This window comes from Nitrospira sp. CMX1, from assembly GCF_054902215.1.
The window spans coordinates 117,082-142,927 of the sequence record NZ_JBUBKD010000078.1; the positions used below are offsets into that span (position 1 = coordinate 117,082).

The following is a 25,846-nucleotide window of genomic DNA, read 5'->3' on the forward strand; positions in this document are numbered from 1 at the left end:
TATGTTTTGATCAGTTAGACTTGGGATGAAACACCCCATCAGAAAGAACGTGGATGGAGGAATATCGCCACAACGACGAATCACGGTTCCTTCCTCTGAATCATCCGAGCAGGATGCGAATATGGTGCTGGCCGTCCACAACGAGCGGGATATTCGTATGGGCAGGCAACGCAGTGCCATCCAGCTCCGTCAGCGTCACACCGCGACTCACATGGCCTGGATTGTCCACCGTAATGTCATAGATTGCGGCATGATACCGGAAACGAATGGAGTACCCCGGCCAGTGACGCGGAATACAAGGATCGATGGAGAGCGTCGCGCCGCGCAAGCGGAAACCGAGCATCCACTCCGTCCCGGCCCGATAGAGCCAACCCGCCGCGCCGCTGTACCAGGTCCATCCCCCGCGTCCAACGTGCGGTGGCTCGGCATACACGTCGCCGGCGATGACGTAGGGCTCGACTTTGTAGCGCTGGACGCTCGCTCGAGAGGAGATCCGATGAACAGGGTTCAACATGCGGAACAACTCACCAGCCTTGTCCCCCTCACCCAACGCCGCGAAGGCCAGCACGGTCCAGACTGCTGCGTGAGTGTATTGTCCCCCGTTTTCTCGTACGCCAGGGACATAGCCTTTGATATAGCCGGGATCCCTCGGCATCTGATCAAAGGGTGGCGTCAACAGACGGATCAGCCTGTCCCGCCGGTTCACAAGATGTCGGTCCACCGCGGCCATAGCACGTGCCCCACGATCCGGATCAGCAGCGCCGCTAATCACTCCCCAGGACTGAGCAATTGAATCGATGCGGCATTCCGAGTCTGCAGCGGAACCGAGTGGCGTCCCATCATCGAAGTACGCACGGCGGTACCATTCTCCGTCCCACCCATCCCGCTCGATCGCAGCCTTCAGCGCACTTACATGGAGCCGCCACGTTTCGGCACGAGCACGCTCACCGCGCTGAACCGCCACCTTGGCGAACTCCCAGAGCACCGTGTGCAGAAACCAGCCGAGCCAGACACTTTCCCCCCTGCCCTCCTGACCAACACGGTTCATCCCGTCATTCCAGTCTCCGGTACCCATGAGCGGAAGGCCATGACTTCCGACAGTGAGGCTCCGGTCCAACGCACGCGCACAATGTTCAAAGAGTGTGGCGCTCGTCTGCGACACACGTGGTTCAAAATAGGATTCATGTTGCCCCTCAGCCAAAGCTGGGCCTTCTAGAAAGGGCACCATTTCGTCCAGCACAGTCATATCGCCGGTCACTTCAAGAAATTGGATCACCGCATACGGCAACCAGAGCAGATCGTCGGAAATCCTGGTCCGCACACCTCGCCCGGACGGAGGATGCCACCAATGCTGGACGTCGCCCTCGATAAACTGCCGCGCGGCCGCCCGCAGCAAATGCTCGCGCGTGATATCGCGTGCCGCCACGCTCAGAGCCATGACATCTTGAAGTTGATCGCGAAACCCATAGGCTCCGCTCAATTGATAGAACGCCGCACGTGCCCAGACGCGACACACCAGCGTTTGATACAGCACCCACCGATTCAAGAAGATATCCATCGCACGCTCCGGCGTATGGACCTGTACGACACCCAAGAGGTCATCCCATCGGCAGGTAACCTCACGCAAGAGCGTGTCCACGTCCGCCGCACGGTAGCGGTTCAGCAGGAGACGCGCCTGGTCACTCCCCGCTGCCTGACCAAGAAACCACACGATTTCGGCGCGTTCGCCTGCTTTCAACTCAATCGACAGTTGAAGGGCCCCACAAGGGTCGAGACCCGCTCCGACCTTTCCGGATAATGCACCTCCAGTTTCCAACGCCAGGGGTTGCTCGAAAGTCCCATTACGGCCAAGAAACTCCCTGCGATCACCGGTCCACGATGTCTGGGTTCCGGCAAGATCAGTAAAGGCGATGCGTCCAGCGAACTCGCCGCCTAGCATACTGCGTGCAAAAAGCGCCCCGGTCCCCGGATCGATCTCCGTGACAATGTACGGTGCCGACTCACTGCGGGAGCTCCCAAGCACCCACTCCACATAGGCCGTGACTGTAAGACGCCGAGAGCGGCCGGACATATTTTGCAGCGTCAATCGAGAGATCTTGATCGGATCTTCAAGCGGCACAAATTGCAACAATTCGGCCAGAACACCGTGCGAACCATGGTGGAAACGGCTATAACCCTGTCCATGACAGGCGACATAGGGTGCCGGATCGTCACGAATCGGCAGTGCCGTTGGGCTCCAGACCTCTCCGGAGTCATCATCGTGAATATACAGCACCTCACCCGACGGATCAGATACCGGATCGTTCGACCAGGGCGTCAGTTGATTCTCGTGACTGTTCAATGACCAGGTAAACCCGGAGCCAGACTCCGATACCAGGAACCCGAACGACGGGTTCGCGATGACGTTGACCCAGGGTCGTGGCGTCCGCAGTCCTTCGCCGAGAATCGTGACATATTCGCGTCCATCGTCTGCGAAGCCGCCCAAGCCGTTGAAGAATTCAAGCTCTCGCTCAACCAACGGCACATCCAACCGTCGGCCCACGCGCGGTGGAGAAACATTTCTCGACACCGCACGGCTCCTGCGCTGTAAGCGAGTCACCTGCTCCACCAGCGTGCCGCGCCGGCCGAGCAGGACCACCCGGGCGACCTGCTGCAGCAGCAACCGATCCTGCTCTGAGAGCAGATCGGTCCGCAGAAGATAAATACTGCCTCGCGCCCCGCCGGCATCCGGGCAGAGGCGCAGCCGGCTGCCGCGCACAAGCCCTTCCAACGAGCCTTGCAACCCCTGCTCATACGACGAGGCCTTCTCATTCAGGATGATGACGTCGGTCGATAATTGTCTCATACGCCAGTATTCATGCGCTCGGAGCAATTGCCGGACGATGTCGACATCGTCCGCTTTGTCGATGCAGGCCAACACGATGGGCAGATCGCCTGAGATGCCATGCGCCCACAGTGCCGTACGGTCTACCGTACTCTGGCTCAGCGTTTCGGAAGACGGCCGCAGCGAGGCATCGGAATACAGCACGGCATTGGCCAGTTGCTGGAACAGTTGGGCCTCATCTGTCTCGATACCGAGGTGATGGAGTTGCACTCGCACTTGCGTGCAGGCCAGCGACAGGGCACGCTCAAAGACTCTCGGGTCGCTGTACTTGTCGGCCAATTCCAACACGTGATCGCGGGCTGGACCGACAAGGGTCGAAAACACCAGGCGTACAGTCCCGCCTGCAGGCACCCACACCGTACGGCGCAAGCTCATCACCGGATCGAGCACGGATCCGACGGTATTCGAGAGCGGCCGCCCACCGACCATCGAGACCGCCGTACGGACATGGTGTCCTCGTCCGAGAAATCGGGTGCGATCCGTTTCATATTGCAGAGAGCCCACGGTGTCTCCTTCGACCACTACCACCTGGGCCACCCACACCGTCGTTTCTTCATCCGACCGCCTGCGACGCGTGGCGAGTAACGCGCCGACCTCCGGCACGAATTCCGTTTGCACGAACAGATTTCCAAAAGCCGGATGGGCTACATCGGCGGCCTGTGGAGCCAGAGACAGCTCGGCATAGGAAGTCACTTGTAGCTCGCGCGCGCTGCTTCCCATATTGGTCACGGAGATGCGCCGCACTTCGGCATCATCCTCAGACGACACCACGACCTCAAGCGTAGTGTTCCAGTCGCCATCCCGCCGGACAATTTCGACCCGTTCCTCGGTAAAGGACACCTCATAGTCGTCGGCATCGATGCCAATGGGCTGATACCCGGCCGACCAGACAGACCCAGTTTGGATATCACGCAGGAAAATATACGACCCCCAGCAATCCCGCGTCGCATCCTCGCGCCAGCGTGTCACTGCAATATCCCGCCACCGGCTGTACCCCGAGCCTGCCGTGGTCAGCATGACCGCATACTGCCCATTGGACAGCAGATGCGTCCGCGGAGTTGCCTCATGCGGCGAGGTAAATCGCCGCACGACCGGCGGGATGAGGTCGCGGACTTGCGCCGCGGCAGCGACTTCTTCTGCGCGCGGGCGTGTCACCGGCACGTCGCGCGGAGTCCGTTCCTGGAGCAGGAGTTCGGTAGCCCGGACAATCGGCTCGGCATGAAACCGGTTCCGCATCACTCCATTGTTCAGGACATTCGCGAGCGAGACCAACATCATGCCTTGATGATGCGACATATAGGCCCGCACGACGGCCACGTCTTTTCCTTCTGGTACCCGCGTCCCCGTGTAATCCAGCGCTTCATAGAACCCGTAGGTTCCTCTCCCTCCAGCCTCGGCGAGGCGCCCAAATCCTTGCACCGCTTCCATGGGATTGATCATCGCCGCGAGGGCTGTGGCATAGGGCGCGACGACCACATCCTCACTGAGGCCTCGCTTGAGCCCCAGGCCCGGCACACCAAAACTGGAATACTGGTACGTCAGGTCGAGATCGCGCGCATTATAGGCCGACTCCGACACACCCCAGGGCACGCCTCGCTCTCTCCCATATTGAATCTGCCGATGGACGATCAGCTCATAGGTCCGGGACAGCAAGCTGCCTGCCGGGAAACGCATCACCAGCGCCGGCATGAGGTATTCAAAGATGGAACCCGACCAGGACACAAGTGCCGAACCGTCTCCCACAGGTGTCAGGGCGCGGCCCAGGTGAAACCAATGCGCGGACGGCACATCGCCCTTGGCAATGGCGATAAAACTCGCCAGCCTGGCTTCCGACGCCAGCAAGTCATAGCAACTGGGATCCAAGCTGTTCTCCGGCACACGATAGCCGATGGACAACAGTTTGCGTGTCGGATCGAAGAGAAATGTGAAGTCCATGGCGTGAACCATCTGCTCCGCGTTCTGTACGATGGCCGTGAGACGACGGGCCAAGGCCGTGATATCCGCAGCCGCTTGCCGGATGGCATCAGCCAGGAGGGTGATTCTTGCCAAGGCGGCCCAATCCTGTGAGGGACGACTGAGCAAGCGTTCCCGTAAGTGCTCGAGCGCACTGAGCGCATCCGCAAACCGCTCAGGGGCAGACGCCAACGTGGGAACGGGATGGAAGAACGGCTCGATCACCGCCCACTCCGGCGATGGTCCCGACGGATGGTCGAACATAGCCGCCTGGTCTTTCGCACTGAAGCGGACCCATGGAAGCAACAGTTCCGCGTCCCGGACATGGCTTTCCACGCAGGCCCGGACCGCGTCGGCCCAGGTGCGCAACTCCTCATCAGGCTCATCACCGCGCTCCTGTCCCAGCGCCTGAGCCATATCCGCGATCGTATGAGACAAGGCGGTGAGCCTGCCGAACCTGGCGGTCCAGCCGGCGGGATCGACCGGTCTCGACAAGAGCGCCATGGCCAGCACATCGACGGCTTGGTTCAGCTGCTTCCTGGTCACCGTGTGGGTCTGTCGCTGATCTGGAATCTCCTCCAGCGCATCGCGTAACAATTGGATGGCATCATCGATCCCGGCAAATAAATCGCCGTTGATGGAAGATCGTTGAATCAGCTCGCGGCATCCATTCCCCACGACCAACAAATGTCCCGCGAGATTTCCACTATCGACGGAGGACACATACTTCGGATCCAGCGGATGAAGGGTACGTGTGTCGTACCAATTGTAGAAATGCCCACGAAACAGCTCGAGACGGTTCATGGTCGCCAACGTGGCTTCCAGTCGTTCGGTGGCGTCGAGGGTTCCCAACCATCCTAGGTCACGGGCGACGAGGGTTGAGAGCAGATAGAGTCCGATGTTGGTCGGCGACGTGCGATGGGCGACGACGGGCTTCGGATCTTCTTGAAAGTTATCAGGCGGCAGCGCATGGTCCTCGGGCGACACGAACGTTTCGAAGAACCGCCAGGTCCGGCGTGCAATCAATCGAAGCGTCCGCGCATCGGCCGGAGACACCGGTCCAGCCCCGGTCAATCGAGGCGGCAAACTGACCCACCGTGCCACGGCAGGGGCCGATATCCAGAGCAGCAGGAACGGAGCCGCAGCAGCCCAGGACTCATAGCCCCCCAACATGGCCACCCCACCAGCTGCCGAGACGGCGAGCGCCACACTGCCCGCCATGCGCCGATACATCCCCGTCAGATTGCACGTATAAGCATCCTCGGCTTGAGCCGCAGTCACCCACTCCAACATCCGTTTATGCGTGAAGACGAGCCGACCGAGAGTACGAAGAATAGCATCCGTCATGAGCCATGCTTGATGCACGAGGAACGTGACGGTCAACACGATCTGCCTCGCGGCCAATTTGAGGTCGGTGCCTGCTCCACGAAAATGGGTACGCAAGGCAATCCCGGATCGGCGCGGATAGAGTCCGATCACGAAAGACAACAGCGAAGGAATCGCGATCGTGGTCAGAATAAACCCAGACCAGACCCAGGCAGATTGTTCCGGCAGCAGCCATCCGACGATCAATGTCAGAAACGCCGCGGGAGCCGACAGGGTACGGCGGAGGTTGTCGAGGATCTTCCAACGTCCGATAGCGGCAATCACCACCGCGCGATGCGGCTCAGACCCGGTATGCCCTCGCCCGAATAACCAGGGTAACAACTGCCAGTCGCCGCGCGCCCATCGATGCTGCCTGGCTGCCGCCGCCTCATAGTGGGCAGGAAACGCTTCGAACAGCTCGATGTCGGTCGCCAAAGCTGCACGCGCGAACAATCCTTCAAAAAGATCGTGACTGAGCATCGCATTGTCGGGCACCTTGCCCTCCATCGCCGCTTCGAACGCGTCGATCTCGTAAATGCCCTTGCCTGTGTAAGACCCTTCCCGAAATAAATCCTGGTACACATCAGACACGGCCGACGCGTAGGGATCGATCCCGCCGGGTCCGGAAAACGTCTGTTGAAAATGCGAGCCCTCGCCGCTGCCCGGGAGCGACGGGGTAATCCTAGGCTGCACAACCCCATACCCTTCTGCAACGCACCCGGCGAAACGGTCGAACCGTGGCCGGTTCAGAGGGTGAGCCATGGTGCCGATTAACCGGTGCGCGGCTCCCCGCGGCAACCTGGTATCCGCGTCCAGTGTGATGACAAACCGGACCGACGGAATCAACTCAGGAGGCTGCCCACCGACGGACATGAACGTCGTCTTCGTTGAGCCGCGCAGGAATTGATTCAACTCATGCAGTTTGCCACGTTTCCGTTCCCACCCCATCCAGACGCGCTCGGACTCGTTCCAGACTCGCCTGCGGTGAAACAGGACAAAGCGCGACCCGCCCCCGGCCGCGGCGCCGTACCGCTTGTTCAGATGTGCGATCCCCTCCACAGCCCTTGCCAGTAGTTCGTCGTCATCTGGAACGCTTTCGCTCTGGGCGTCTCTCCAGTCTGAGAGCAGAGCGAAGCGCAGGTCATCATCCGCATTCGCGAGATAGTGCACTTCCAATCGTTCGACTTGTTCGTCGATGCCCTGCTGGCTCATCAGCAATGTGGGGACTACCACCATCGTGCGCAATTCTTTGGGAATGCCGTTCCGCAATGCCATACGGGGCAATGACCGCGGGCCGAGAATGGCCATGACTGTACGATTGATGAGCGCCATGGCAAGGTCCGAGGCCGGCACGAGCGCAATGACACCGAGACACACCAAGCCTGCGCCGGTCATACCCGCTTCGGAGGCATGCCACAGCGGTAAGGCCAAGACCATGGCGGTCCCAACCGTCAGTGATCCCAGATAGCCCGGTGCGGACGCCTGGACATACCGACGCAGCAGCCGCTGCTTCCAGGACACCCGGTAGCCGAGTTCACGTTCAAATGCCCGGCGACCCTGAGAGATAAGGTAATAGCCGGGATCCGTGTGCCGATCCCGTTCCGTTTGCTCATTCGCATGTGGCTCTACTCCAGCCAACCTGGCACGGTCCATGACACGTGTGGTCACGTCGATTTCTGAGAAACCCGTGCCGCGCGACAGATCCTCGATCGCATGGCGGTACGTGTCTCGCGTGACAAAATCCATCTCAGCGTAGCGGGAATCGCATCGCAAAATCTTGTCGACCAAACTGACGCTCTCAAAAAATTCCTCCCAGTTGAATTCAGACGTCAACCGCATGCTCGTAATGATGTTGCGGACCGTAACGCTCATGGCGGCCTGTTGCTGATGCTCGGCATGCACCATGTCGTCGGCGGTCGCGCCCTGCGCTGCCAAACGTTCATCGAGCCATCTCAACACCGGACGCACCTTGGGGTCCAGGTCACGGAGTCGCTGAACCAGCTGCACAGCAAACGCAGTGGCTAATGGTTTGCTCTCAAAACGACGGAGCGCGTTGGCCGGAGACTGTGCGGCCAACGCTCCGCTCCCGAACAGGCTATCCGCCAGTTCATCGGCTTCCAACCGGGCCTCCCTGCTATGAAAGATCCGTTCGGCCAGCCTTCGAAGATTCTCCACCAGCACAACACGCAACGAGATTGCCACAGCCCACAATTCACCGATCGTCAGCGGTTGTACGCGTTGATACGCCGACACAAAGCGACGGAGCATGTCGGGATCAAACCGACTGTCGGTGTGGGCCACGAACGCCCATGCCACACCAAAGACCCGTGGATAATTCTCTAAGTGGCCCGAGGCAAGTTTCGGTAATTGTCGGTAGTACCCAGGAGGCAAATCATCGATGATCTCGCGCAGTTGCTCGTCGACAATATGAAAATTATCGATGAACCATTCGGCCGCTGGAGTTATGGTTTTCTCATCGAGAATAGTACGGGCGATGGCCTGATACGACGCCACCAAAACTCGTCCATTATCAAGGACTCGCGGCGTGAGCAATCGGCCTACGCGTGCGTCGGCGGTGACAACCTGTGCCGCCGCGAGACTAGCAGCGTGCTGTTCGAGCCGCTCGACACCGAAGAGCTCGGCGCGAATCGGTTCTTCCAGCTCCACACGCTTGGCAAGAGGTGAGAACATCGCACTCATAAACGTACCAACCAAGTCCGGAGTCGCCCGGCTGACTCAGAAGCTGAACCGCACCGACCATACTGAACATGAGATCATCGACTGTAACCAGGAGAGGCAAGCTGGGATTCAATCATGCAATTCCGGATGGCCGTCTGCATGCCCCCTCACCACCTCTGAGGGCAGACCTATGGATCCGTCGTTGTTTCAAACGCTTTCATCACGAGTGTGACCTCTTTCATCTTGGTCACCAACCCTGCATAGGAATGCTCGCGGATAATGCTGGCAAACTGCGCGTGGTAATTGCTCACGAGGCCCACGCCGTCGATGACCACATCGTACACATACCAATGGCCGTCCCTGTCGGCTAAGCGAAAATCTAGGAGGGTGTCCATTTTCCGGCCAGACAGCTTCGTCCTGACCTCAGCGCAATTCTCTTCATGCTGTTCAGATAGGTAGAGCACCTGCTCGTCGGCATAGTTGTCAATTCGACCGGCAACCGTGTCTCTGAGTAACTGGACAAAGAGGGCAACAAACTCCCGCCGCTCAAGGTCACCCAGTTCTATCCAGGACCAACCCAAGGCCCATTTGGCCATATCCTCGTAGTTGACGCGCTCCCTGATGACGTGTTCAATCTTCTGACGTCGTTCAACCGAGCGGCCCGGCTGGTTCAGCTCCTCACTGTTGAGAATATGAATCACCTCATCGATAGTCCCTCGTACTGCTTCGGTGGCAGTCTGCTCGGCTGAGGCCACGGTCACCCCTAGCAGCATCAGCAGCACGACCATGCCTGCCTTCACCGACCAGCTCATACCGGGATACGTTTCAAAACTGATTGCATTCGTAGCAGCGGTACCGTTGGATCTCTGGATCATAGGTTGGTTCCCTCAAGTGTCCACACCATGCGGACTCAGAATTTTGGTTTCATGTCTTTCAATGAATCACTACCCTTTTTCAATAGGTCCCCTCCCGGAGCGCCCCCACCTTGCGGGGACAGACTGCTCAGTTGCTCTTTGACCTGTTTGATCGTGCCCATATTCTTTTGAAGGTCGTCGACATTCTTCTGCATGTCCACCAACGCATTACCGAGCTGGCTCACCGACGTCGAAAGTCCAAATATCCCTTGGGCGGCAGCATAGTGCAGTGACAGCCCCCCCATCCCAAATCCGATAATAAACGCCGTGATGATCATGAGTGATGTCCGAGATCTGTTCTTCATCATTCCCCTCCTGTGTAGTTCCATGCTGATTACCTCTGCTCTGACTACTGTCGGATTCGTCGCGTCCGCATTTGCATTATTTCGGCCTCGTCATAATATGCTCCTTGATCCTGTCGTAGCTCCTTTGCGGAATAACTTGCTTCATCACAAGCTCATCCGCACATTGATAGGGTCGTTTGTCCACAATCCGCTTGGCATAGGTTCCTCCGATTCCAGCCAGAGTCTTTAGCTGGTCGAAGGTCCCTGAATTAATATCGACCATGATGCTATGCTCCATCTTTTAAATAGACCCCATGCACGCTCTCGAGGTCGAGAGTATGGCTATGCACCTCGCCGAAAACCTTCGTTAATACCAGCGTTCAAGACGATCCGACACCCTGATGGAACTGCTCATCGGTACGGAAGTAAGTTCGACCTACCTACCGACGGGTGCTCACTCCCGTTACGGCTTGACAGTTGCCGCCCGCTCCGTCCGTCCCATCAGAGTCAGAATAGCGAAAACCAGGAAGAGGAAGCCGAGAGCGCCACCAGGGAGATATCCCCAGCTGCCGCTGTACGGCCAGATCGGAAGGACGCCAACACACACCACACCCAATAGGACGATAAGAATAGTACTCATCTTGATTCTCCTTGTGTTCGCACGTTTGCCATAGACTCAATCATCCTGCACCACAGCACCTCACTGACACGCATTCTTGTTGCCAGACAGTCGTTCATGCTCCCTATGCATGGCCGTACGCCCGGCCTCGACCGCCTCGGTCAAGATCGTCCGCGTGTCGTTGATGAAGTCCCGCCCCTTGTCCAACGCCTGGTCCACACCCTCGCCGGCCTGATCGGCCAGCTCATGAACGCCCTCTTCGGCTCGTCGCGCATACCCGCGCAACTGCCGTTGCGACTCACGACCAGACTGCGGTGCCAGCAACAACGCCGCCGCCGCTCCCAGCAACCCTCCAGTCACGAATGCTAATCCCGCAACCCCGATTGAGCACCCTCTGTTATCCGCCATTGAGCAATCCTCCTTTTGCATTGGTCGTCACATTCTCCGTAAATCTGTGCCTTGACGGCGGCCTTCCTGGCTCTAAACCTAGCCGCCCTGCTGACGAAGTTGACCAGCAATATCCATCCCCGCCACATCGCATGGCCCGTAGCCTCCAGCAAACTGGTCCTATCCCGCTGACCCTTGTTTCTTAGATCGCATTTCACGGAACACCACGGACCGGTCGCCGATATTTAACCTAGCAGGTACCTACCCACGAGATCTGGTCACATTTGCTCAGGTTGCAGAATTCCAGAAGAATGAATCGAATCAATGGCCCCCTCTCTACCTATTTCAATTGGGGGAGCCTATTGGACATTGGGCGCAGGGGAGGATCGGACGAACACAATACGATGCCAGAAGCAACCCCGCCCCCAGCAACCAGCCGCCCACAAACACCCAACCTTCGCCAGACTCGGTCCTGACAAGATGCGTCGGGCCATACGAAAGTTGAAGTAAGCAGAGAGCCCGCTCGATTGGGTGAGCGATCGAGCGGGAATCAGTGGGGAAGAGTGATTCCGTGACGGTCCTGTCACCGGATTAAGCGGTTCCTTCTATAGAGTACATTTTTTTGGAAACCCCTCTTGTCCTGATGAAGACTCCTCTCGCTCAATCAGCCGGGACAATGGACCCACCACAACAGTGATACCTTAGGGCAATGCATACGTTAAGTTTGGCCAGACCGCATACCCAATCGCCTGACCATTTTTCCCGTCCTGCAACTCGAACACAATACTGGTCTGAAACGGAGTGGTTCCTGACATTCCGTTGAACCCCCCTGCACCGCCCGTGAACGTAAAATCGCCCATACACTCCTTTAAATTTCCAACACACTTCCAGTGGGCATATCCGACGTCCTTGCCTTCATGCGCGACGATCGTGCAGAGGCCTTCGATTGCCTGATAATCTTTGTTTCTGTTGAGATTCACACGGACCGGACACGTCAGTCTGGAGGAATGGACAATCAACTTGGCTCCGTCTTTATGCCGAGAGATCAGGACTCCTTTCACAATTCCATTGACGACCTGTTCCCCATTGCCAAGTTCCAAGAACTCGCCGGTTCCGATCCAACTCGAGCTGGAATCTCCGGCTTCAACGGTCTTCGCATAGGCGAAAGAACCATTGAGTGTGGCCATGAACCCACCTAGAACAATTACAAAAAGAAAATAAGAAATGATTCGCATGCGATCTCCTTTCAGTTAAGAGCAGCCTAGAAAGGTTGAAGTATGGAGTTCCTGTCGAAACGCCTTGTTTAGATTTTCTGATGTGATTCACGGGCGCGCTAGCGTCGCTAGACAGGTGTATTCACCCCTTTACTTCGTTGGACAGGCGCCTAAGCTCCGCTGACATAGCAGCACGACCGGTCTCGACCGCCTCGGTCATGACTGCCTGCTTGTCTTTGATGAACTCGCGTCCTTTGTCTATGGCTTCGTCGACAACCTCGCTGGCCTTGTCGGCCAGCTCATGAACGCCCTCTTCGGCTCGTCGCGCATACCCGCGCAACTGCTTCTGCGACTCACGACCAGACTGCGGTGCAAGCAACAACGCCGCCGCCGCTCCCAGCAACCCTCCGGTCACAAACGCCAATCCCACCGCTCCCAATGAACACCCTCGATTATCTGACATTGCGCAATCCTCCTTTTCCATTGACCATCCCTCCTTCTCGGTGAATCTGTGCCTTGACGACGGCCGTCGTCGCTTTAACCCCCGCCACCATGCTGGCCAGCCTGACCAGCAGTGACCGGCCCCTGCCGCGTACTGTATCCTGGACCCGTTGGATGGTGTCACCCACCGCACCTGCCGCATGCAGCAACACCGCCGCATGCTCGACCCCACCCCGCGCATGTTCGATGAGCGAGTTCATGTTCTCCATCGCCGACCGGATCTCCTTGAGCAGCAACGGCAACTCGGCGTTCATACGGGCTAATAGCTGTTCTGATTCCGCCACCGATTTCCTCAGTTGTATCAACAGTGGAATCAGCCAGCCGACCAGCACCACAAACGCCACTGCCCCCACACAGAGGGCGATCTCGCCAATCATACAACTCCTCCTGCCTCCGTCAGGCTCCCACTAGACGAGCAGACCTTCCACAAGCGGTCTTATCGAAGGACCCCAAAGACCCAGAGGACGACAATCAACGTAAACGGCACGCCCAGCAGCCAAAGAATGAACCCTTTCCCCATGGTACCCTCTCTTTCTTTGCCGATTCACAAGCTCAACCACGAGCACTCGCTTATGGGCCCAGCTTTTTCAGGAGGCTGGCCAGGTCTTCTGCATGCTCTTCCTCTTGCGCGAGGATCCCCTCCAAGAGGTTACAAGTCGTGGGATCATCAGTGCCGACATAGGTGACCATTTCTCGATAACTGTCGATCGCGATCCGTTCGGCAACCAGGTCTTCCGTGAGCATCTCCACCAAGGAATCTCCCTCGACATATTCTGAATGGCTCCGACTCAGCATCCCTTCAGGAGAGAGATTCGGTTCCCCTCCAAGTTGGACGATGCGTTCGGCCAATTGATCGGCATGGGTCTGTTCCTCAATGGCATGCTGGAGAAACTCGGCCTTCACGCCAAGAGAATTGATCCCGCTGGCCATGAAATAATGACGCTTGTAGCGCAGGACGCAGACGAGTTCCGTGGCAAGGGCTTCATTCAGCAGCCTGATCACCGTCCCCACTTTGGCCTTGTAGCCCGCTGTCATGGCACCGTCTTCAATCCCTTGCCGTGCTCGGGCCCGAAGCGTCTTCACATCGGTCAGACCGGTGGCTTCTTTGATGTTTCCTTCCTGTCGGAGAGCGTGGGACGCCGTTGATCCAGATTGCGCCGTTATCGTTGTCGTTGCTTTCACCGTTTCCTCCTCCCGGGGAGTGTCCCCGTTTCAATTAGGTCGATCACGAATTGCCCAAGGCGTTCCGGTTATCCTCGGACTGCCTCCTTCCAAACCCGCTCGCACAGCTGGAGCCGCTTGTCCACAGACTTCCAATCGATGTTCGCAAAGAAAGCCTCAATATAGGACGCCCTCTCTGAAGGCTTGTAGTCGAGGAGATAAGCGTGCTCCCACACATCCATCACGAGAACGGGAATGAAACCGGCGACATTCCCGTTTTCATGCAGGCTGATCCAGTGATTCGAGAGTCGGCCACTGTGTGGATTCACATAACAGATGGCCCAGCCCACTCCTCGCATCTTCCCCACGCTGGAAAAGTCCAATTTCCACAGGTCATAGGTGCCGAAACTGTCTTCTACAGCTTTCACAAAAGCAGAGCCTCGCTCGGGATTTCTGGCTCCGCCTGTGGTCAAATTCTCAAAGTAATATTCGTGCAAGACCATCCCGTTGTATTCAAATCCCAGCCGTCTGGTCAGCTCGGAATAAGCCGGCATTTCCTCTTGATCGATCCGTCCATCTTTGAGCATCTCGCCGATCTGGGCCGTGAGCTGGTTCGCGGCCTTCACATAGCCCTCGTACAGCTTGAGATGCACCTCGAGCGTTCGATCAGAAATCCCGACCAGCCCGTGCAAGTCGAACGACTTGACGTCGTAGGAGTCTCCGAGCTTCATGTGCCACCTCCAGTGTTCATTTGATTGCTCAGAAGGTCCTGTCATTGCTTTCTCTGCTTCCCCTCTAGCCACAATGAACCGGCTTCTCCCTGCTGGCATCAGAGCACGCGGAGGAATGCCAGCAAATCCTGCTTCTCATCCGCCGTCAACTGGGTCCCTAACACAAGATTGAAGAACTCCACGGTATCCTCTAAGGTCAGTAACCTCCCATCATGCAAGTACGGTGGCGAATCCTTGATGCCTCGCAAGGGAAACGTCTTGATGGGGCCATCGGCGCTCGCCATGCGGCCATTGATCATTCGTGGCTTATAAAAGCGTTCCACCTTCAGATTGTGCATGGAATTGTCCGTGTAATAGGGCGCTTGATGGCAACCGGCGCAGGTCGCTTTTCCAAAGAACAGCATTTCCCCTCGCTTCTCAGCCGCTGTGGCTTTGAAGGGACTCAATTTGCCGTCGATCCCCAGCTTGGGTGCCGGTGGAAAGTCCAGGAGTTCCTGAAACTCTGCCATGAAGTGCACCTGGCTCCCCCGATCGAGAACATTGGCCCCTTTTTTTGCCCCGATCACATGATCACCGTCGAAGTAGGCGCCGCGCTGCTCAAACTCCGTGAAATCCTCCACTGTCTTCAACACTCGCTGCGAGCCGAACAGCCGCTGGATGTTGACGCCGCGTAACGTTGGCGTATCAATGCGATGACGAAACTCCTGCGGGCGGACATCTCCGGCCAGGTGCGTACTGGCGTTCGTGTGGCCGTTCGCATGGCACTCGAAGCAGGTGACGCCACGGCTAGGACGGACGGTACGACGGTCTTCCGTCTGGTTGAACTGCTGTTGCGGGAACGTCGTGACGAGCAACCGTAAGCCCTCAAGCTGTTTCGGATTCAGAATCCCGTTGAAGAATTCATAAAAGTTGTCGATGGTCACCAATGTGCCCTGGGACACGTCACCGAGATCGGGGCGTGTCGTCAGGTAGATGGGCGGCGGGAACTCCGGCAACAAATGGGCCGGCAAGTCGAAGTCCAGATCGAAACGAGTGAGATCACGGCCCTCCTGCTTCTGAATCTCTTCGATGTGGAACTGGGGGAACACCATCCCTCCTTCAGGATGGTTGGGATGCGGAAGCGGAAAGAATCCACCAGGAAAAACATCCTTCTCCCGGATCTCTTCCGGGCTCATGGCCTGAAGGTTTTCCCAGGTCATTCCCTTCGGAAGGGCAACTCGTACTCCCTCCTGGATGGGTTTACCGCGGGACATGGTGACATCTTTGGCCGGGCGGTTTGCGAGGTCGTACCGCTCCTTGAGCAAATCCGTCTGCCGCTTCATGACTTCTGGCTTTGCGGCTTTCATGCGCGCGATGACTGTGGCAATGTCCTCCTTGAGATCAACGGGAGCATAGCTCGTCCCCTTCCGTTGTACCTCTTGCACGTTCGGGGTCTTCTCTGAGCCCTTGCCCGAAACGATCACAGGTGCCACGGTGAGCGTGGCGCCGACGAGCAGAGCGGCATAGAGTGCAATCACATACGGTATGTTCACGATCCCCTCCTCGGCCATTGACAGCCTCATGCGTGCAGTCGGATGGTAATTGCTCAGACGCTCAGAAATAGTTTTCCCAAAAATCCCAACCGTCTGGTCGGTTCGGAACATAGAAGGCGTCTCAGTTGACTATGACGAGAACCATTGCAGGAGTCTGTTCAGAATTGCTCAGTACGCAAAACCCGAAGCGCGTATCCTTACCTTTAAGCGAGTTGTCTATCTATCCAAGGAGGTTCCAAATGGTATCCATTCCAAAAATCGTCGGTGTCCTGTCGTGCAGTTTCTTCCTGTGTCTAGGTGTGTCGACCGTCGCGTTCTCCGCAGACCAGTTCAACACAGGCCATTCGGGCGGAAAGATATGGACCGTGGATGATAAAGACAGGTTTGTAGCCGGCAAGGAGGTCAAGGGCGAAATCGTAAAGATCGATGGTGAGAACTATGTCGTGAGAGAATCATCTGGAGCTGAAGTGCGCATGCATGTGAATGCCAGTACTGAAAGGAACTCCAAAATGACTCCTAAAGTGGGGGAACATGTTCTTGCAAAAGTAGATGCAAAGGGTCACGCTCTGTCCTTTCTTACGGACGCACCCATCTCCCACTGACGCTGTTCTGTAACCAGACAGGGCAATTATCGCTTTGGCCATGTCCGTTCCAAGCTTCTCGTCTTGGCTCAGTATGACGAGGAGCATGGCAGACATCTGGCCAGAATTACTCAGCACACAAAATTGGATACGCGTGATACATGTGTCCAGGGAGGCTCCAATGTTATCCATTCCAAAACTCGTCGGCATCCTGTCGTGCGGATTGTTGCTGTGTCTCGGGCTATCGAATGCGGCGCAGGCCGAACATTCACCTTCGGCTTCAGACGTGATGAAGACTGACTCCCAATCTGATCGGCAAGGCTTCCAATCCGATGATGACAAGCAAAAGAACGTGGACGATCAGAAGGGAAGTACCCGCGTAGAAGACGCCAAGACGATCACAGGCGAACTGGTCCGCGTCAAAGACGGGAACTATTTCGTCAAGGTGAAGGGCGGCAAAGAAGTACGTTTGCATACCGATAAAACAACCAAGATGGTTGGAGAAATCCAGAAGAGTGATCGCATCGAGGCAACGGTAAACGCACAGAATCACGCGCTATCGATTCGCTCGCTACCAAAAACTGATGCGGAGCATGGAAAAAAAGAGGGTCGCGGTTCGCTCGGCTCAACAAACTGACGCCGGTCACGGGAGTGAAACCGGCTGTGCGGCTGACTCCTCACTTGACTCACGTCACAGTGGCCTAATGGAGCAGTAGCCCTTGCCCAGGTGAACGCCGACAGGTCGCTACGTCATACGCGTACCGACCTGTCGGCTCGCTAAGCAATGCTGGCCTCGTTATTCATCGATCAAACCGGAAGATCTCAGCATCGGGATTCGGTCGACCCAGATGAAGGTCGGTGATGATCTTCGCCGCAATGACACTAAACGTAATGCCCTTGCCGCCGTAGCCGAGCGCGAAATAGGCATGAAGAAATTCCGGGGTCTGGCCGATGTACGCCAAGCCGTCCTTAGTCTCGCCGAACGTGCCTGCCCATGTGTATGAGACCTCCAGATCGATTCGTGAAACATGTCGGAAAAGCGACGCTGTAGTGTTCGGGTCTTCCTGGCAATCAGCTGATCACTCTTGTGAGCCGTGGCATAGGGCACATCTCCGCCGCCTACGATTGCTCTGTTGTCTGATGTGGTCCGAAGATACAAATAGGGCCGCGCCGATTCCCATATCAGTGAGCGGTCTGGCCACCCCTCAAAACTGTCACACGGCTCACTAATGAATGCGAACGTGCTCTTGAGGACGCCGACATTCTGTTTGAGGTATTGCTGGGATTCGTAGCCCGTCGCAAACACGACTCGTTGCCGTTGATTCGAGAGCCGGACCCCAGGTCCAGAACGACACCGTCACCGGACGGCTCCACCTTGGATACCTCGGAGCGGTCGTAGAGACGTAGCCCCCGTTTCTTCGCTGCATCAAGCAGCAATGGTTTTCCCACATCATTCTAGGCATGGATTGATTGGGCCGGCCTTGAGGGCTGGCCCAATCTCTCTGCTTAAACCTCTCGGCCTACTCCTTCACCGTGAGATCATTCTTCACAGACTTTACGCCGGCAATCTGCCGGGCAGTCCAAGACGCATTACCGCTGGTCATGAGGTCCCGAACTTCTCCGGTCAGCGAGACGACTCCTGCGTTGGTCTGAACGGCAATATTAGCTTTCTTCAGATCTGCATCTCTCGCAATCTGTTCCTTCACATGTGTCGTAATAGCATCATCTTTCTCCTCCACCGCTTCGCGTGCCGCTGGAGCGACGACCTCAAGGTCGTTCTTCACACTTTTGACCCCATCAAGCATTTTGGCGATGTCCGCCGATGCCTGCTTGGCTGCATCAGAGTCCACCTTGCCGCGAAGCAATACCACACCCTGCGAGGTCTCGACATCGATCTGTCTTCCTTTGACACGACTATCAGCAGCCAGAGCGATTTTGGTTTTCGCCGTCAGCCATGTGTCGTTGATCGGGGTCTTTTCATTGGCCTTGTCAAGCGCATACACCGATCCAGCGATTAATAGCCCACCGAAAACCAGAGCCGTGCACAGTGTCTCTATCGAGCGTGTGTTCATCATGTTCTCCTTGAGCGCAATCTAACGTGGTTCGTCAGTCTTTCGTGAATAGCATCCATTCAGCGTGGCTATCGGCCCTTCCCCACGAGTTTCGGTGCAGGCTTCTCATGCCACTCATCCGCCCATTTCATGAGGGCATCCTTTTTATCGCCATACCGTTCCTGGGCTTTGCCGACAAATTTTTCGTAATTGCCTTCGATTTGCTTCAAGTCGTCATCGGTGAACTTGCCATATTTCTCTTTGAGTTCCCCTTTAAACTGCATCCACTTTCCCTTGAGTTGCTCTGCATTCATACCGTCTCCCTCCTGTGTTTATGCATCTCTATCTCCATGTCCGTATCAATCTGCCCTGGTACATCGACACCTCCCTCCGTACAAGCCATTATGACGAGAAGACCGGCGGCGGTCTGATCACAATTGATCATGGAGCAAGAGATGAATGATGAGGTCGCATAAGACACTCCCCTCGCGTCGGTGTTGTCGTCTGGCCCGCCTGGATACCCTTCTGAATTGAGCAGTCAACCGCTCGCAGACTCAGGCTGTATGGCTTATGTCATTCTTCAGTAGGGCTCTATCAGCTCGAGAATGCCCCGTGGAACACAAGAGGCACGTACGAAACCGGTTCGGTTCAGAGAACACGATCCGCACAGCCGCAAGCTTGTGAGACGCGGCGATCGAGTCTGAGGAGTCAGAGTCAAGCTGAGCGCGACTCACAATCTGCTCCCAATTGATCAGTCTATTGAATTGCAAGCACGAACCAGTTGTGTCACTCGCTGCCCGACAGATTACTGCTGATAGAGCTCGCGTCCTTCTTCTTCCGAGAGCACGCCTTTCTGGATGAGCAGCTGAATGAGCTTATCGGCAAGGGTCTTGGCTGGAGGCAATGGCGACACCCGTTCCTTCGCTTTCGATGAAACGGGCGGCCGTTTCATTCCATACACACGAAACACCGGGGTGAACACAATGAGATAGTCCTTGTTACGAATCCGCACGCTCGCAGGACTACTTTCGGTATAGGGCGGTAAATCTGGATCGGATCCACGAGGAATCCGAAAGTACGGTTTGCCGTCGTCTGTTTCGCCATCCTGTCCCAGAATCTCCATGCGTGTCAGGTTTGATTCGCTCGTGCCTGTCATCCATTCGTTGCCGCCGATATTGGTAATTTTGTCAAGAACGATGATGAGCGACTCTCCCACCAACGACTCGGACGATACGTTCTTCACGCTCACATCGTACACATACTCGCTGTTGAAGTTGTCGCGAACCTGAAGGGTGACGACGGCGCGAGCTGCTTTGTCGGTCAGGTCAGAAAGTTGATCCAAGCCTCCGGCCAGAACAGGTGGATGAAAGGCCGCACTCGCCGCCAGGCACAGAAGCGCACCCCGTATTCCGAGCCGCTGACGGGAAATAAGACGACAGAACAGAGGCATGGCACACTCCGGTTTCGAGTTATCCAAGATGGCTGTCTATAACACGCAATCGATGATAGAGCCAGATGGCATGGCTGATGATTGCTGAGGGAACGCGATGACATTGGTCGTTGGGTGTTGTGGTTGTCATACTGCCCAGTCTGCCAAACGGGAGTTCAAGTGACAACGCCATCAGGCTAGGCCAGGCACGTATGACACACCATCACCACCTCAGTGCGTGAACAACGCAAGGCTTCGGTATACTCGCAAACAGCCACTAGGCAGTTGGCTTACGACCCGTAAGAAAGCCGACCAGCGCAAGAATCACGAAGATGACAAACAGGACATAGGCGATGTTGGTCGCAGTCCCGGCCACCCCGGAGAGTCCTAAGACTCCTGCAATAATGGCAACGACAAGAAATGTGACAGCCCAGCTAAGCATGGCGTTTCCTCCTGGTTAAAGTGAGGTGCGTGATCTGCCTGGATTCCCATCAGTGAAGATCCTTCAGCCGTCACGACGGATGATCGCCCTCGTGAATAGACTCCGTCTTTCTTTCCCATTTTTATTCGACCCGCGACGACTTGAGGCCATGGGCAAGCTGGAATTTCTCCAGGTCCCAGACTCGTCAATTCCATAGTTCGGCGATTCAGGTGATCGATGCATACTCTTCCGAGTGAACCTTGATGCACGCAACGTCGCCCTTCCTGACTCTCTTACGCGGGACCACCCGTGTTCGCACCGAACGGCGGAAACGATTCGCACGAATGACGGCATCCTCGATACATCCACAATTGATACAGCGTGCCGCGGAGTACAGAGAGTGTGTTGCGATGTTCAGTTCATCAAAGGTTTCGCATACCATTAGTCCCCGACAGCGTTGACAGCGCATACATCCTCCTTCTACCTGTATGGTCGCACTGCCGTCACACTTACTGGAGTATCACGGCTCTCGCCTTAGGAAAACCGCAGGCTCGTGGCTCCTCGTTTCTCTGATGATGCCCGGTTCTCGGCGAATCCGATTCAGGCGACCTGTTGATGTCTCATCGGCACACGCGACGCATGGATGGAAAACACGACGTGCGGGCCCAAGGACTGGGCGCAGATCGGACACAGATGCGGCCCTAGAGTCCCTGAGGCCACACGTACATCCAGATAGGTCGACCCACATTCAGAGCAGGGGACCGGCTCCATCTGGATGAAGTGTTGATACGAACGGGCAACTCGACAAGTCATGATGCCACCTCCTCGACTAAGACAGCAGCGACTATTAATGAACAGTATGCCAAGACGCCCGATGCCTGTCTGGTCACAATTGCTCAGCAGGGAAGAAATTCCTGTGGCGGGAAGGACGAGCTTGACCCACATGGAAGCCGGGCCCATCCTTCGTGACGGGGATGCTGTGAATGGTATCCAGCGAGCCCTTGCACCCTCGGTTACCAAAAGATTCGGCAGTTCCCCAAGAGGATACGGATAGTTTGCCAGACCAGAGATCACTTTGGCATCGGGAGTGAGGCTCGAATCGACAGTGTGGCCTGTTCTCCGCCGCCCGGCATACCATGCCATGACTCAAATCCAACGATGAGTCTCCCCCATGGCAAAAGCGCGCTCATCTCAACCCTCATCGCTCTCGTCGCTCTTCTTTCACCTGCCCCCCACCCTGAGACTTCTGTTCAACCGACTTGTCCATCTTGCGCGCGTCTCGCTCCGTCATGCACTGGCTACTCTCGCAACCTTTCGATCGTGCCTGCTGCCTCTCCACACAAGACTTCTTATCCTCTTCACTGATGGCGCCCTCAAGACACTGCGCTAGAAGGTGCTTCGCCTCATTCAGACAGTCTTCACAGAGATGCTGAGCAGACAGAGGAACACTCACGAGGGACAGAAACATGAACAGCGTAATAATAATTCGTATGTTCATTTCAGCTCCTCATAATAGGCACGCAGGAATATTCGTCACATGAACCAAGCCTTTCCGCGCACCTGGCATTCGCAGAACTCTTTCGTAACGTACCTCTATGCTGTTATGACCCTCATCACTTGCGGCTGACAGAGCCAGCCAGTTCATCTTCCGCTTTCAACCAGTCTTCCAAATCCTGGCCGTCCTGCCGGCCCCGTTGCTCATACAGTTCATAGGCACGTTGCGCAATGTGGTGGTGATCAACCCCAGCTCGTTTAAACGCTTGCATCATCTGACCGGTCTTCGCACCGGCCGAACTGGCGTAGGATGTCACCTCCGTTGGTTGCGCGGTGGTTCGACTGAGAGTCATCTCCTTCATCATGCACCTCCTTAGTAAAACCCTGTGCGCTATGGTCCGCCGACACCACCCGTGGGTCATGTTCGCCGAACGGCGGGCAGGGTGTTGTATGATTGAAACCCTAGGACTCCTCTTTCACTGTGAGGTCATTCGTCCCCATACTTCACGCGATCTTTCCCCCAATCGCGCCCCTACATCCTGGTCTTGATATCATCCGGCGGTGACTTCTGATGCCACTGGTCCGCCCACTTCATCAGCTCATCTTTCTTATCCCCATACCGCTCCTGAGCTTTGCCGACGAACTTCTCGTAATTCCCTTCGATCTGCTGCAAGTCGTCATCGGTAAACTTGCCCCACTTCTCTTTCAGTTCGCCCTTGAACTGTTTCCATTTCCCCTTGAGTTGATCGGCGTTCATGATGCCTCCCTCCTGCGTGACAGCGTGGACCCTCGGGACCAATGCCCTCTGTTTGCCTGGGGGAAAATTCTGGCATGAACCCAGGAGGAGATCTGGTCAAAATTGCTCAATGTGTTCGACCACAGTTCCCGTGAGCTTCCCAATGAGGATAAACCCAACTAGAATGGAGCATGAAGTTCCGCTGGCTCGTGAGAATGGCAAAGACAACCGGCATGAAATGGTGGGACGACAATGTGTTGCGGTTGAGCGCGGCCTTATCCTTCTACACCCTGTTTTCCCTTGCCCCACTGTTGACCATTGCCGTGACCGTTGCCGGGTTGGTGGTGGATGAGAACGTCGTGCAGAACGAAGTGCTCGGTCAGCTCAAAGACTTGGTTGGAGCACCCGGGGCCGACGCCATTGCCGACATGCTGGCGAGCGCCAGCCAGCCAGTGCAGGGCACCATCCCTACGGCCGTCAGCCTGATCACCTTGGTCGTCGTTTCGATGGGAATGTTTAGTGAACTTCAGGAGGCCTTCAATCTCATATGGCGAATGACGCCGAAGAAGAATGCCGCACTGTGGGGCGCAATCAAGAGTCGAATCTTGCCGTTCATGCTCGTGCTCGGCACCGGCTTGCTTCTTCTGATGTCACTCATCCTGAGTACCTTTCTGACGGCCTTGAGTAAATTTATTCTTCAGACCGTACCCGGGCCTCAGATGATCCTGATATTCGTGGACGTGGCTGTCTCGTTGCCGGTAATCACATTGCTCTTCGCCCTGATGTTCAAGGTACTCCCGGACGGGTATATCGCCTGGATGGATGTCTGGCTCGGGGCTGTGGCAAGCGGCACGCTCTTTCTGATCGGGAAGTGGGTCATCGGCCTCTATCTCGGCTCAACGGCGATGGCCTCAATGTATGGAGCCGCCTCCTCCCTCATGATCATTTTGGCCTGGGTGTACTATTCCGCCTTGATTTTCTTTTGGGGCGCCGAATTGACCTGTGTGTATGCTCATGAGTACGGCTCACGAATCACTCCTCTCAGAATCATCCCCTCCCACACATGAGCATGATGACGGAGGGATGGCCGTCGTCTGATCTTCCTTTCCTTCAGATGCCCGTTTCGGTCTTGGGGAGAGGCCTGTTCGTTTGATATTCCTCCTCATAGATGTGAATCGCCGTGAGCAGGATCGCCAATAAGATGGGGCCAAGAAACACACCAATAAACCCATAGGCCGCAAGTCCTCCGACGATACTGAAAAAGAGAAAGAGCGGCGCGAGCTGCATCTCGTGTCCGATGAATAAGGGTGCGAACACATTATCGACAAGTGCGACCACGAGACCACCCCACACGAGCATCGCAATTCCCTTCCAGATCGGTCCGGACACAAAGAGATACCCCGCGACCGGCACCCAGACCAAGGCGGTCCCGCCGAATGGCAAGAGAGAAAACAGTGCGGTGATCGCCGCCAGCACCAATGCAAATGGGACACCGAGGACGAAATAGGCGCCTCCTGCTAAGACGGCCTGCATGAACGAGGTCGCAAGCACCCCCTTGACAACGGCCGCCATGGCGCTGTTGAGCCGATTGAATACTTTCTCTTTATGTCGCTCTTCGAGGGGCAGGAGATAATACAGCCGCCAAAATAATCCTCTACCGTCCTTATAAAAGAAAAACAGAGTGAAGAGCATAATGGACAAGTCGATCGTCAGTGAGAAGGCATCACGCGCAAGGCCAGAGATCTGTATCAACAAAAACGTGCCCACTGTTTTCGTCCCCTCCGCGATCGAGCCTTCGTACCCACTTCCCGCCAGGACGAAAGTCCGTAACTGTTCCTGGATCAACCGCCCAACCAGCGGAATCTTGCCGAGGTACTCAGGGAGCTGTTTCATCCCACCGGCCTGGACCCATTCCGCCACTCTTCGGAAGGCCATCGTCGTTTCCTGAACAAGCAGAAAAGTCAGAGACACGATCGGGAAGACGACGAGGAACATGGTCGCACATGTCAGCAGACCTGCCGCCAGTGTGTCTCGTCCCCGAAGAAGATGGACCAATTTCACGTACAGGCCATTGCTCATGCGGGCGATGATGACGGCCCACAGGACAGGGACAAGAAAGGGGGAAAAGATCACGGCAATCTGGTAGAACAGCACAAGGAGAACGAGAAAGAACGCCGACACAAACAATTGATGCTGCATCATGAAAGTTTCCCACTCAAGGACAGTTTCTGAAACGGGAGGCCCAGGATGTGTCCCGATCCAGCTTGCGGTCGGCAAACTGGGACAGATCGCCAGACCCATCAGGATTGTATATGATTCCAGGAATCAGCCGCGCTCGGCGGACTGTAACGCCACCTTGATTTTGGTGAGCGCCACTAACTGTTCGCTCGTGTTTACCCCCCCCTGGGATTCAGCGAGATCCCTGCCACAGAACTCCAGCAGAGGAACCAACCTGCGGCACTCATCCCGAAGACGTTGGTCGAAGGTGAAACGACGCAAGGTAGGGTTCACCATCCTGGGTGCGATGCGTTCATATAATGGATCGGAGGTATCGAGGCGGTTGAGTTCCGTCACCTCCTGTTCCAGCGACGCCGCGAGCGCCTCGATCAATGCCAGTAACGCGTCCAACCGGCCGCGGCCGTCGGTCCATTCCGTGGCGATCTGCGTGTCCAGAGGCGCCCCCGCGAGCCTCCTCCGATCGACCGAGCGACTTGCGGCAATGAGTCCGCTCGCCCTCCATGCAGAGGAGAGCCTGGCCGCATAATACAACACCACCATGGTTCCGGCTCCCGCCCCAAACCAGATCATCGCCGCAGTGATCCCTACGTTCTGCACACCGCCTCTTCCACGCCCCTGAAGGTAATCAAGACAGGCCGAGCGAAGGCCAATCACGAGTTCGATCCATCCTAC

At 56.4% G+C, this 25,846-nt stretch carries 26 protein-coding genes; 3 read left to right on the forward strand and 23 right to left on the reverse strand.

Annotated elements, in window-relative coordinates; translation table 11 throughout:
• Positions 1–100: 100 nt before the first annotated feature.
• The 12 genes from ACYX34_RS20015 to ACYX34_RS20070 form a co-directional block, all read right to left on the reverse strand.
• A complete protein-coding gene (locus ACYX34_RS20015; RefSeq protein ID WP_462078346.1) occupies positions 101–8,902 on the reverse strand; it encodes a GH36-type glycosyl hydrolase domain-containing protein in 8,802 nt (2,933 codons plus the stop codon).
• 167 nt (positions 8,903–9,069) lie between these two features.
• The gene (locus ACYX34_RS20020) at positions 9,070–9,756 is read right to left on the reverse strand and encodes an MlaC/ttg2D family ABC transporter substrate-binding protein (RefSeq protein ID WP_462078347.1); all 687 of its coding nucleotides are present in this window, start codon (positions 9,754–9,756) and stop codon (positions 9,070–9,072) included.
• Between the two features lie 35 nt (positions 9,757–9,791).
• Positions 9,792–10,103, reverse strand: a complete 312-nt coding sequence (locus ACYX34_RS20025; protein WP_462078348.1) for a hypothetical protein — start codon at positions 10,101–10,103, stop codon at positions 9,792–9,794.
• A 73-nt stretch (positions 10,104–10,176) separates the two neighbouring features.
• Positions 10,177–10,362 carry a ComEA family DNA-binding protein gene (locus tag ACYX34_RS20030; protein ID WP_462078349.1) on the reverse strand — a complete coding sequence of 62 codons (186 nt, stop codon included), beginning with the start codon at positions 10,360–10,362 and terminating at the stop codon, positions 10,177–10,179.
• 180 nt (positions 10,363–10,542) lie between these two features.
• Positions 10,543–10,719, reverse strand: a complete 177-nt coding sequence (locus tag ACYX34_RS20035) for a DUF3309 family protein (RefSeq protein ID WP_462078350.1) — start codon at positions 10,717–10,719, stop codon at positions 10,543–10,545.
• A 60-nt stretch (positions 10,720–10,779) separates the two neighbouring features.
• Positions 10,780–11,106, reverse strand: coding sequence for a YtxH domain-containing protein (locus ACYX34_RS20040; RefSeq protein WP_462078351.1), 327 nt, complete (start codon positions 11,104–11,106; stop codon positions 10,780–10,782).
• Between the two features lie 680 nt (positions 11,107–11,786).
• Positions 11,787–12,320 carry a hypothetical protein gene (locus ACYX34_RS20045; protein ID WP_462078352.1) on the reverse strand — a complete coding sequence of 178 codons (534 nt, stop codon included), beginning with the start codon at positions 12,318–12,320 and terminating at the stop codon, positions 11,787–11,789.
• Between the two features lie 121 nt (positions 12,321–12,441).
• Positions 12,442–12,762, reverse strand: coding sequence for a YtxH domain-containing protein (locus ACYX34_RS20050; RefSeq protein WP_462078353.1), 321 nt, complete (start codon positions 12,760–12,762; stop codon positions 12,442–12,444).
• Positions 12,752–13,177, reverse strand: a complete 426-nt coding sequence (locus ACYX34_RS20055; protein ID WP_462078354.1) for a DUF948 domain-containing protein — start codon at positions 13,175–13,177, stop codon at positions 12,752–12,754. The genes ACYX34_RS20050 and ACYX34_RS20055 overlap by 11 nt, the downstream gene beginning before the upstream one ends.
• A gap of 193 nt (positions 13,178–13,370) precedes the next feature.
• On the reverse strand, positions 13,371–13,910 hold the full coding sequence (locus ACYX34_RS20060) for a ferritin-like domain-containing protein (protein WP_462078394.1): 540 nt from the start codon (positions 13,908–13,910) through the stop codon (positions 13,371–13,373).
• A gap of 140 nt (positions 13,911–14,050) precedes the next feature.
• Entirely contained in the window at positions 14,051–14,692 is a 642-nt protein-coding gene (locus ACYX34_RS20065; protein WP_462078355.1) for a superoxide dismutase, read from the reverse strand.
• A gap of 98 nt (positions 14,693–14,790) precedes the next feature.
• The gene (locus tag ACYX34_RS20070) at positions 14,791–16,152 is read right to left on the reverse strand and encodes a cytochrome B6 (RefSeq protein ID WP_462078395.1); all 1,362 of its coding nucleotides are present in this window, start codon (positions 16,150–16,152) and stop codon (positions 14,791–14,793) included.
• A gap of 311 nt (positions 16,153–16,463) precedes the next feature.
• Between ACYX34_RS20070 and ACYX34_RS20075 the strand changes: the two genes are divergently transcribed.
• Positions 16,464–16,826: a hypothetical protein gene (locus tag ACYX34_RS20075; protein WP_462078356.1), complete on the forward strand. Its 363-nt coding sequence runs from the start codon at positions 16,464–16,466 to the stop codon at positions 16,824–16,826.
• Between the two features lie 160 nt (positions 16,827–16,986).
• The gene (locus ACYX34_RS20080; protein ID WP_462078357.1) at positions 16,987–17,442 is read left to right on the forward strand and encodes a hypothetical protein; all 456 of its coding nucleotides are present in this window, start codon (positions 16,987–16,989) and stop codon (positions 17,440–17,442) included.
• 163 nt (positions 17,443–17,605) lie between these two features.
• Here ACYX34_RS20080 and ACYX34_RS20085 read toward each other — a convergent pair whose 3' ends face one another.
• The 9 genes from ACYX34_RS20085 to ACYX34_RS20125 form a co-directional block, all read right to left on the reverse strand.
• On the reverse strand, positions 17,606–17,824 hold the full coding sequence (locus ACYX34_RS20085) for an FAD-dependent oxidoreductase (RefSeq protein ID WP_462078396.1): 219 nt from the start codon (positions 17,822–17,824) through the stop codon (positions 17,606–17,608).
• A gap of 501 nt (positions 17,825–18,325) precedes the next feature.
• Positions 18,326–18,880 (reverse strand): BON domain-containing protein, encoded by a 555-nt coding sequence (locus ACYX34_RS20090; protein ID WP_462078358.1) that lies wholly within the window; start codon positions 18,878–18,880, stop codon positions 18,326–18,328.
• 65 nt (positions 18,881–18,945) lie between these two features.
• Positions 18,946–19,170 (reverse strand): CsbD family protein, encoded by a 225-nt coding sequence (locus ACYX34_RS20095; protein ID WP_462078359.1) that lies wholly within the window; start codon positions 19,168–19,170, stop codon positions 18,946–18,948.
• Between the two features lie 491 nt (positions 19,171–19,661).
• Entirely contained in the window at positions 19,662–20,306 is a 645-nt protein-coding gene (locus tag ACYX34_RS20100; RefSeq protein WP_462078360.1) for a hypothetical protein, read from the reverse strand.
• Positions 20,307–20,562: 256 nt separating this feature from the next.
• Positions 20,563–20,727, reverse strand: coding sequence for a DUF1328 domain-containing protein (locus ACYX34_RS20105; protein ID WP_462078361.1), 165 nt, complete (start codon positions 20,725–20,727; stop codon positions 20,563–20,565).
• A gap of 579 nt (positions 20,728–21,306) precedes the next feature.
• Positions 21,307–21,519 carry a hypothetical protein gene (locus ACYX34_RS20110; protein WP_462078362.1) on the reverse strand — a complete coding sequence of 71 codons (213 nt, stop codon included), beginning with the start codon at positions 21,517–21,519 and terminating at the stop codon, positions 21,307–21,309.
• Positions 21,520–21,904: 385 nt separating this feature from the next.
• Positions 21,905–22,204: a hypothetical protein gene (locus ACYX34_RS20115; protein WP_462078363.1), complete on the reverse strand. Its 300-nt coding sequence runs from the start codon at positions 22,202–22,204 to the stop codon at positions 21,905–21,907.
• A gap of 115 nt (positions 22,205–22,319) precedes the next feature.
• Positions 22,320–22,565: a DUF2934 domain-containing protein gene (locus tag ACYX34_RS20120; RefSeq protein ID WP_462078364.1), complete on the reverse strand. Its 246-nt coding sequence runs from the start codon at positions 22,563–22,565 to the stop codon at positions 22,320–22,322.
• 167 nt (positions 22,566–22,732) lie between these two features.
• A complete protein-coding gene (locus ACYX34_RS20125; protein WP_462078365.1) occupies positions 22,733–22,957 on the reverse strand; it encodes a CsbD family protein in 225 nt (74 codons plus the stop codon).
• Between the two features lie 194 nt (positions 22,958–23,151).
• Between ACYX34_RS20125 and ACYX34_RS20130 the strand changes: the two genes are divergently transcribed.
• Entirely contained in the window at positions 23,152–24,003 is an 852-nt protein-coding gene (locus tag ACYX34_RS20130; RefSeq protein ID WP_462078366.1) for a YihY/virulence factor BrkB family protein, read from the forward strand.
• 43 nt (positions 24,004–24,046) lie between these two features.
• Here the strand turns inward: ACYX34_RS20130 and ACYX34_RS20135 are convergent, their stop codons facing one another.
• A complete protein-coding gene (locus tag ACYX34_RS20135; RefSeq protein ID WP_462078367.1) occupies positions 24,047–25,138 on the reverse strand; it encodes an AI-2E family transporter in 1,092 nt (363 codons plus the stop codon).
• Between the two features lie 123 nt (positions 25,139–25,261).
• The gene (locus tag ACYX34_RS20140; protein WP_462078368.1) at positions 25,262–25,828 is read right to left on the reverse strand and encodes a hypothetical protein; all 567 of its coding nucleotides are present in this window, start codon (positions 25,826–25,828) and stop codon (positions 25,262–25,264) included.
• Positions 25,829–25,846 lie beyond the last annotated feature (18 nt).

Bases quoted from the DNA above. Each gene is read 5' to 3' on its own strand.
- ACYX34_RS20080 (WP_462078357.1), top strand. From the start codon at position 16,987: ATGTTATCCATTCCAAAACTCGTCGGCATCCTGTCGTGCGGATTGTTG.
- ACYX34_RS20115 (WP_462078363.1), bottom strand. From the start codon at position 22,204: ATGAACATACGAATTATTATTACGCTGTTCATGTTTCTGTCCCTCGTG.
- ACYX34_RS20110 (WP_462078362.1), bottom strand. From the start codon at position 21,519: ATGACTTGTCGAGTTGCCCGTTCGTATCAACACTTCATCCAGATGGAG.
- ACYX34_RS20135 (WP_462078367.1), bottom strand. From the start codon at position 25,138: ATGATGCAGCATCAATTGTTTGTGTCGGCGTTCTTTCTCGTTCTCCTT.
- ACYX34_RS20100 (WP_462078360.1), bottom strand. From the start codon at position 20,306: ATGCCTCTGTTCTGTCGTCTTATTTCCCGTCAGCGGCTCGGAATACGG.
- ACYX34_RS20125 (WP_462078365.1), bottom strand. From the start codon at position 22,957: ATGAACGCCGATCAACTCAAGGGGAAATGGAAACAGTTCAAGGGCGAA.
- ACYX34_RS20095 (WP_462078359.1), bottom strand. From the start codon at position 19,170: ATGAATGCAGAGCAACTCAAGGGAAAGTGGATGCAGTTTAAAGGGGAA.
- ACYX34_RS20055 (WP_462078354.1), bottom strand. From the start codon at position 13,177: ATGATTGGCGAGATCGCCCTCTGTGTGGGGGCAGTGGCGTTTGTGGTG.
- ACYX34_RS20075 (WP_462078356.1), top strand. From the start codon at position 16,464: ATGGTATCCATTCCAAAAATCGTCGGTGTCCTGTCGTGCAGTTTCTTC.
- ACYX34_RS20035 (WP_462078350.1), bottom strand. From the start codon at position 10,719: ATGAGTACTATTCTTATCGTCCTATTGGGTGTGGTGTGTGTTGGCGTC.
- ACYX34_RS20025 (WP_462078348.1), bottom strand. From the start codon at position 10,103: ATGATGAAGAACAGATCTCGGACATCACTCATGATCATCACGGCGTTT.
- ACYX34_RS20050 (WP_462078353.1), bottom strand. From the start codon at position 12,762: ATGTCAGATAATCGAGGGTGTTCATTGGGAGCGGTGGGATTGGCGTTT.
- ACYX34_RS20090 (WP_462078358.1), bottom strand. From the start codon at position 18,880: ATGATGAACACACGCTCGATAGAGACACTGTGCACGGCTCTGGTTTTC.
- ACYX34_RS20065 (WP_462078355.1), bottom strand. From the start codon at position 14,692: ATGAAGCTCGGAGACTCCTACGACGTCAAGTCGTTCGACTTGCACGGG.
- ACYX34_RS20045 (WP_462078352.1), bottom strand. From the start codon at position 12,320: ATGCGAATCATTTCTTATTTTCTTTTTGTAATTGTTCTAGGTGGGTTC.
- ACYX34_RS20120 (WP_462078364.1), bottom strand. From the start codon at position 22,565: ATGATGAAGGAGATGACTCTCAGTCGAACCACCGCGCAACCAACGGAG.
- ACYX34_RS20015 (WP_462078346.1), bottom strand. From the start codon at position 8,902: ATGAGTGCGATGTTCTCACCTCTTGCCAAGCGTGTGGAGCTGGAAGAA.
- ACYX34_RS20030 (WP_462078349.1), bottom strand. From the start codon at position 10,362: ATGGTCGATATTAATTCAGGGACCTTCGACCAGCTAAAGACTCTGGCT.
- ACYX34_RS20040 (WP_462078351.1), bottom strand. From the start codon at position 11,106: ATGGCGGATAACAGAGGGTGCTCAATCGGGGTTGCGGGATTAGCATTC.
- ACYX34_RS20105 (WP_462078361.1), bottom strand. From the start codon at position 20,727: ATGCTTAGCTGGGCTGTCACATTTCTTGTCGTTGCCATTATTGCAGGA.
- ACYX34_RS20130 (WP_462078366.1), top strand. From the start codon at position 23,152: ATGGCAAAGACAACCGGCATGAAATGGTGGGACGACAATGTGTTGCGG.
- ACYX34_RS20020 (WP_462078347.1), bottom strand. From the start codon at position 9,756: ATGATCCAGAGATCCAACGGTACCGCTGCTACGAATGCAATCAGTTTT.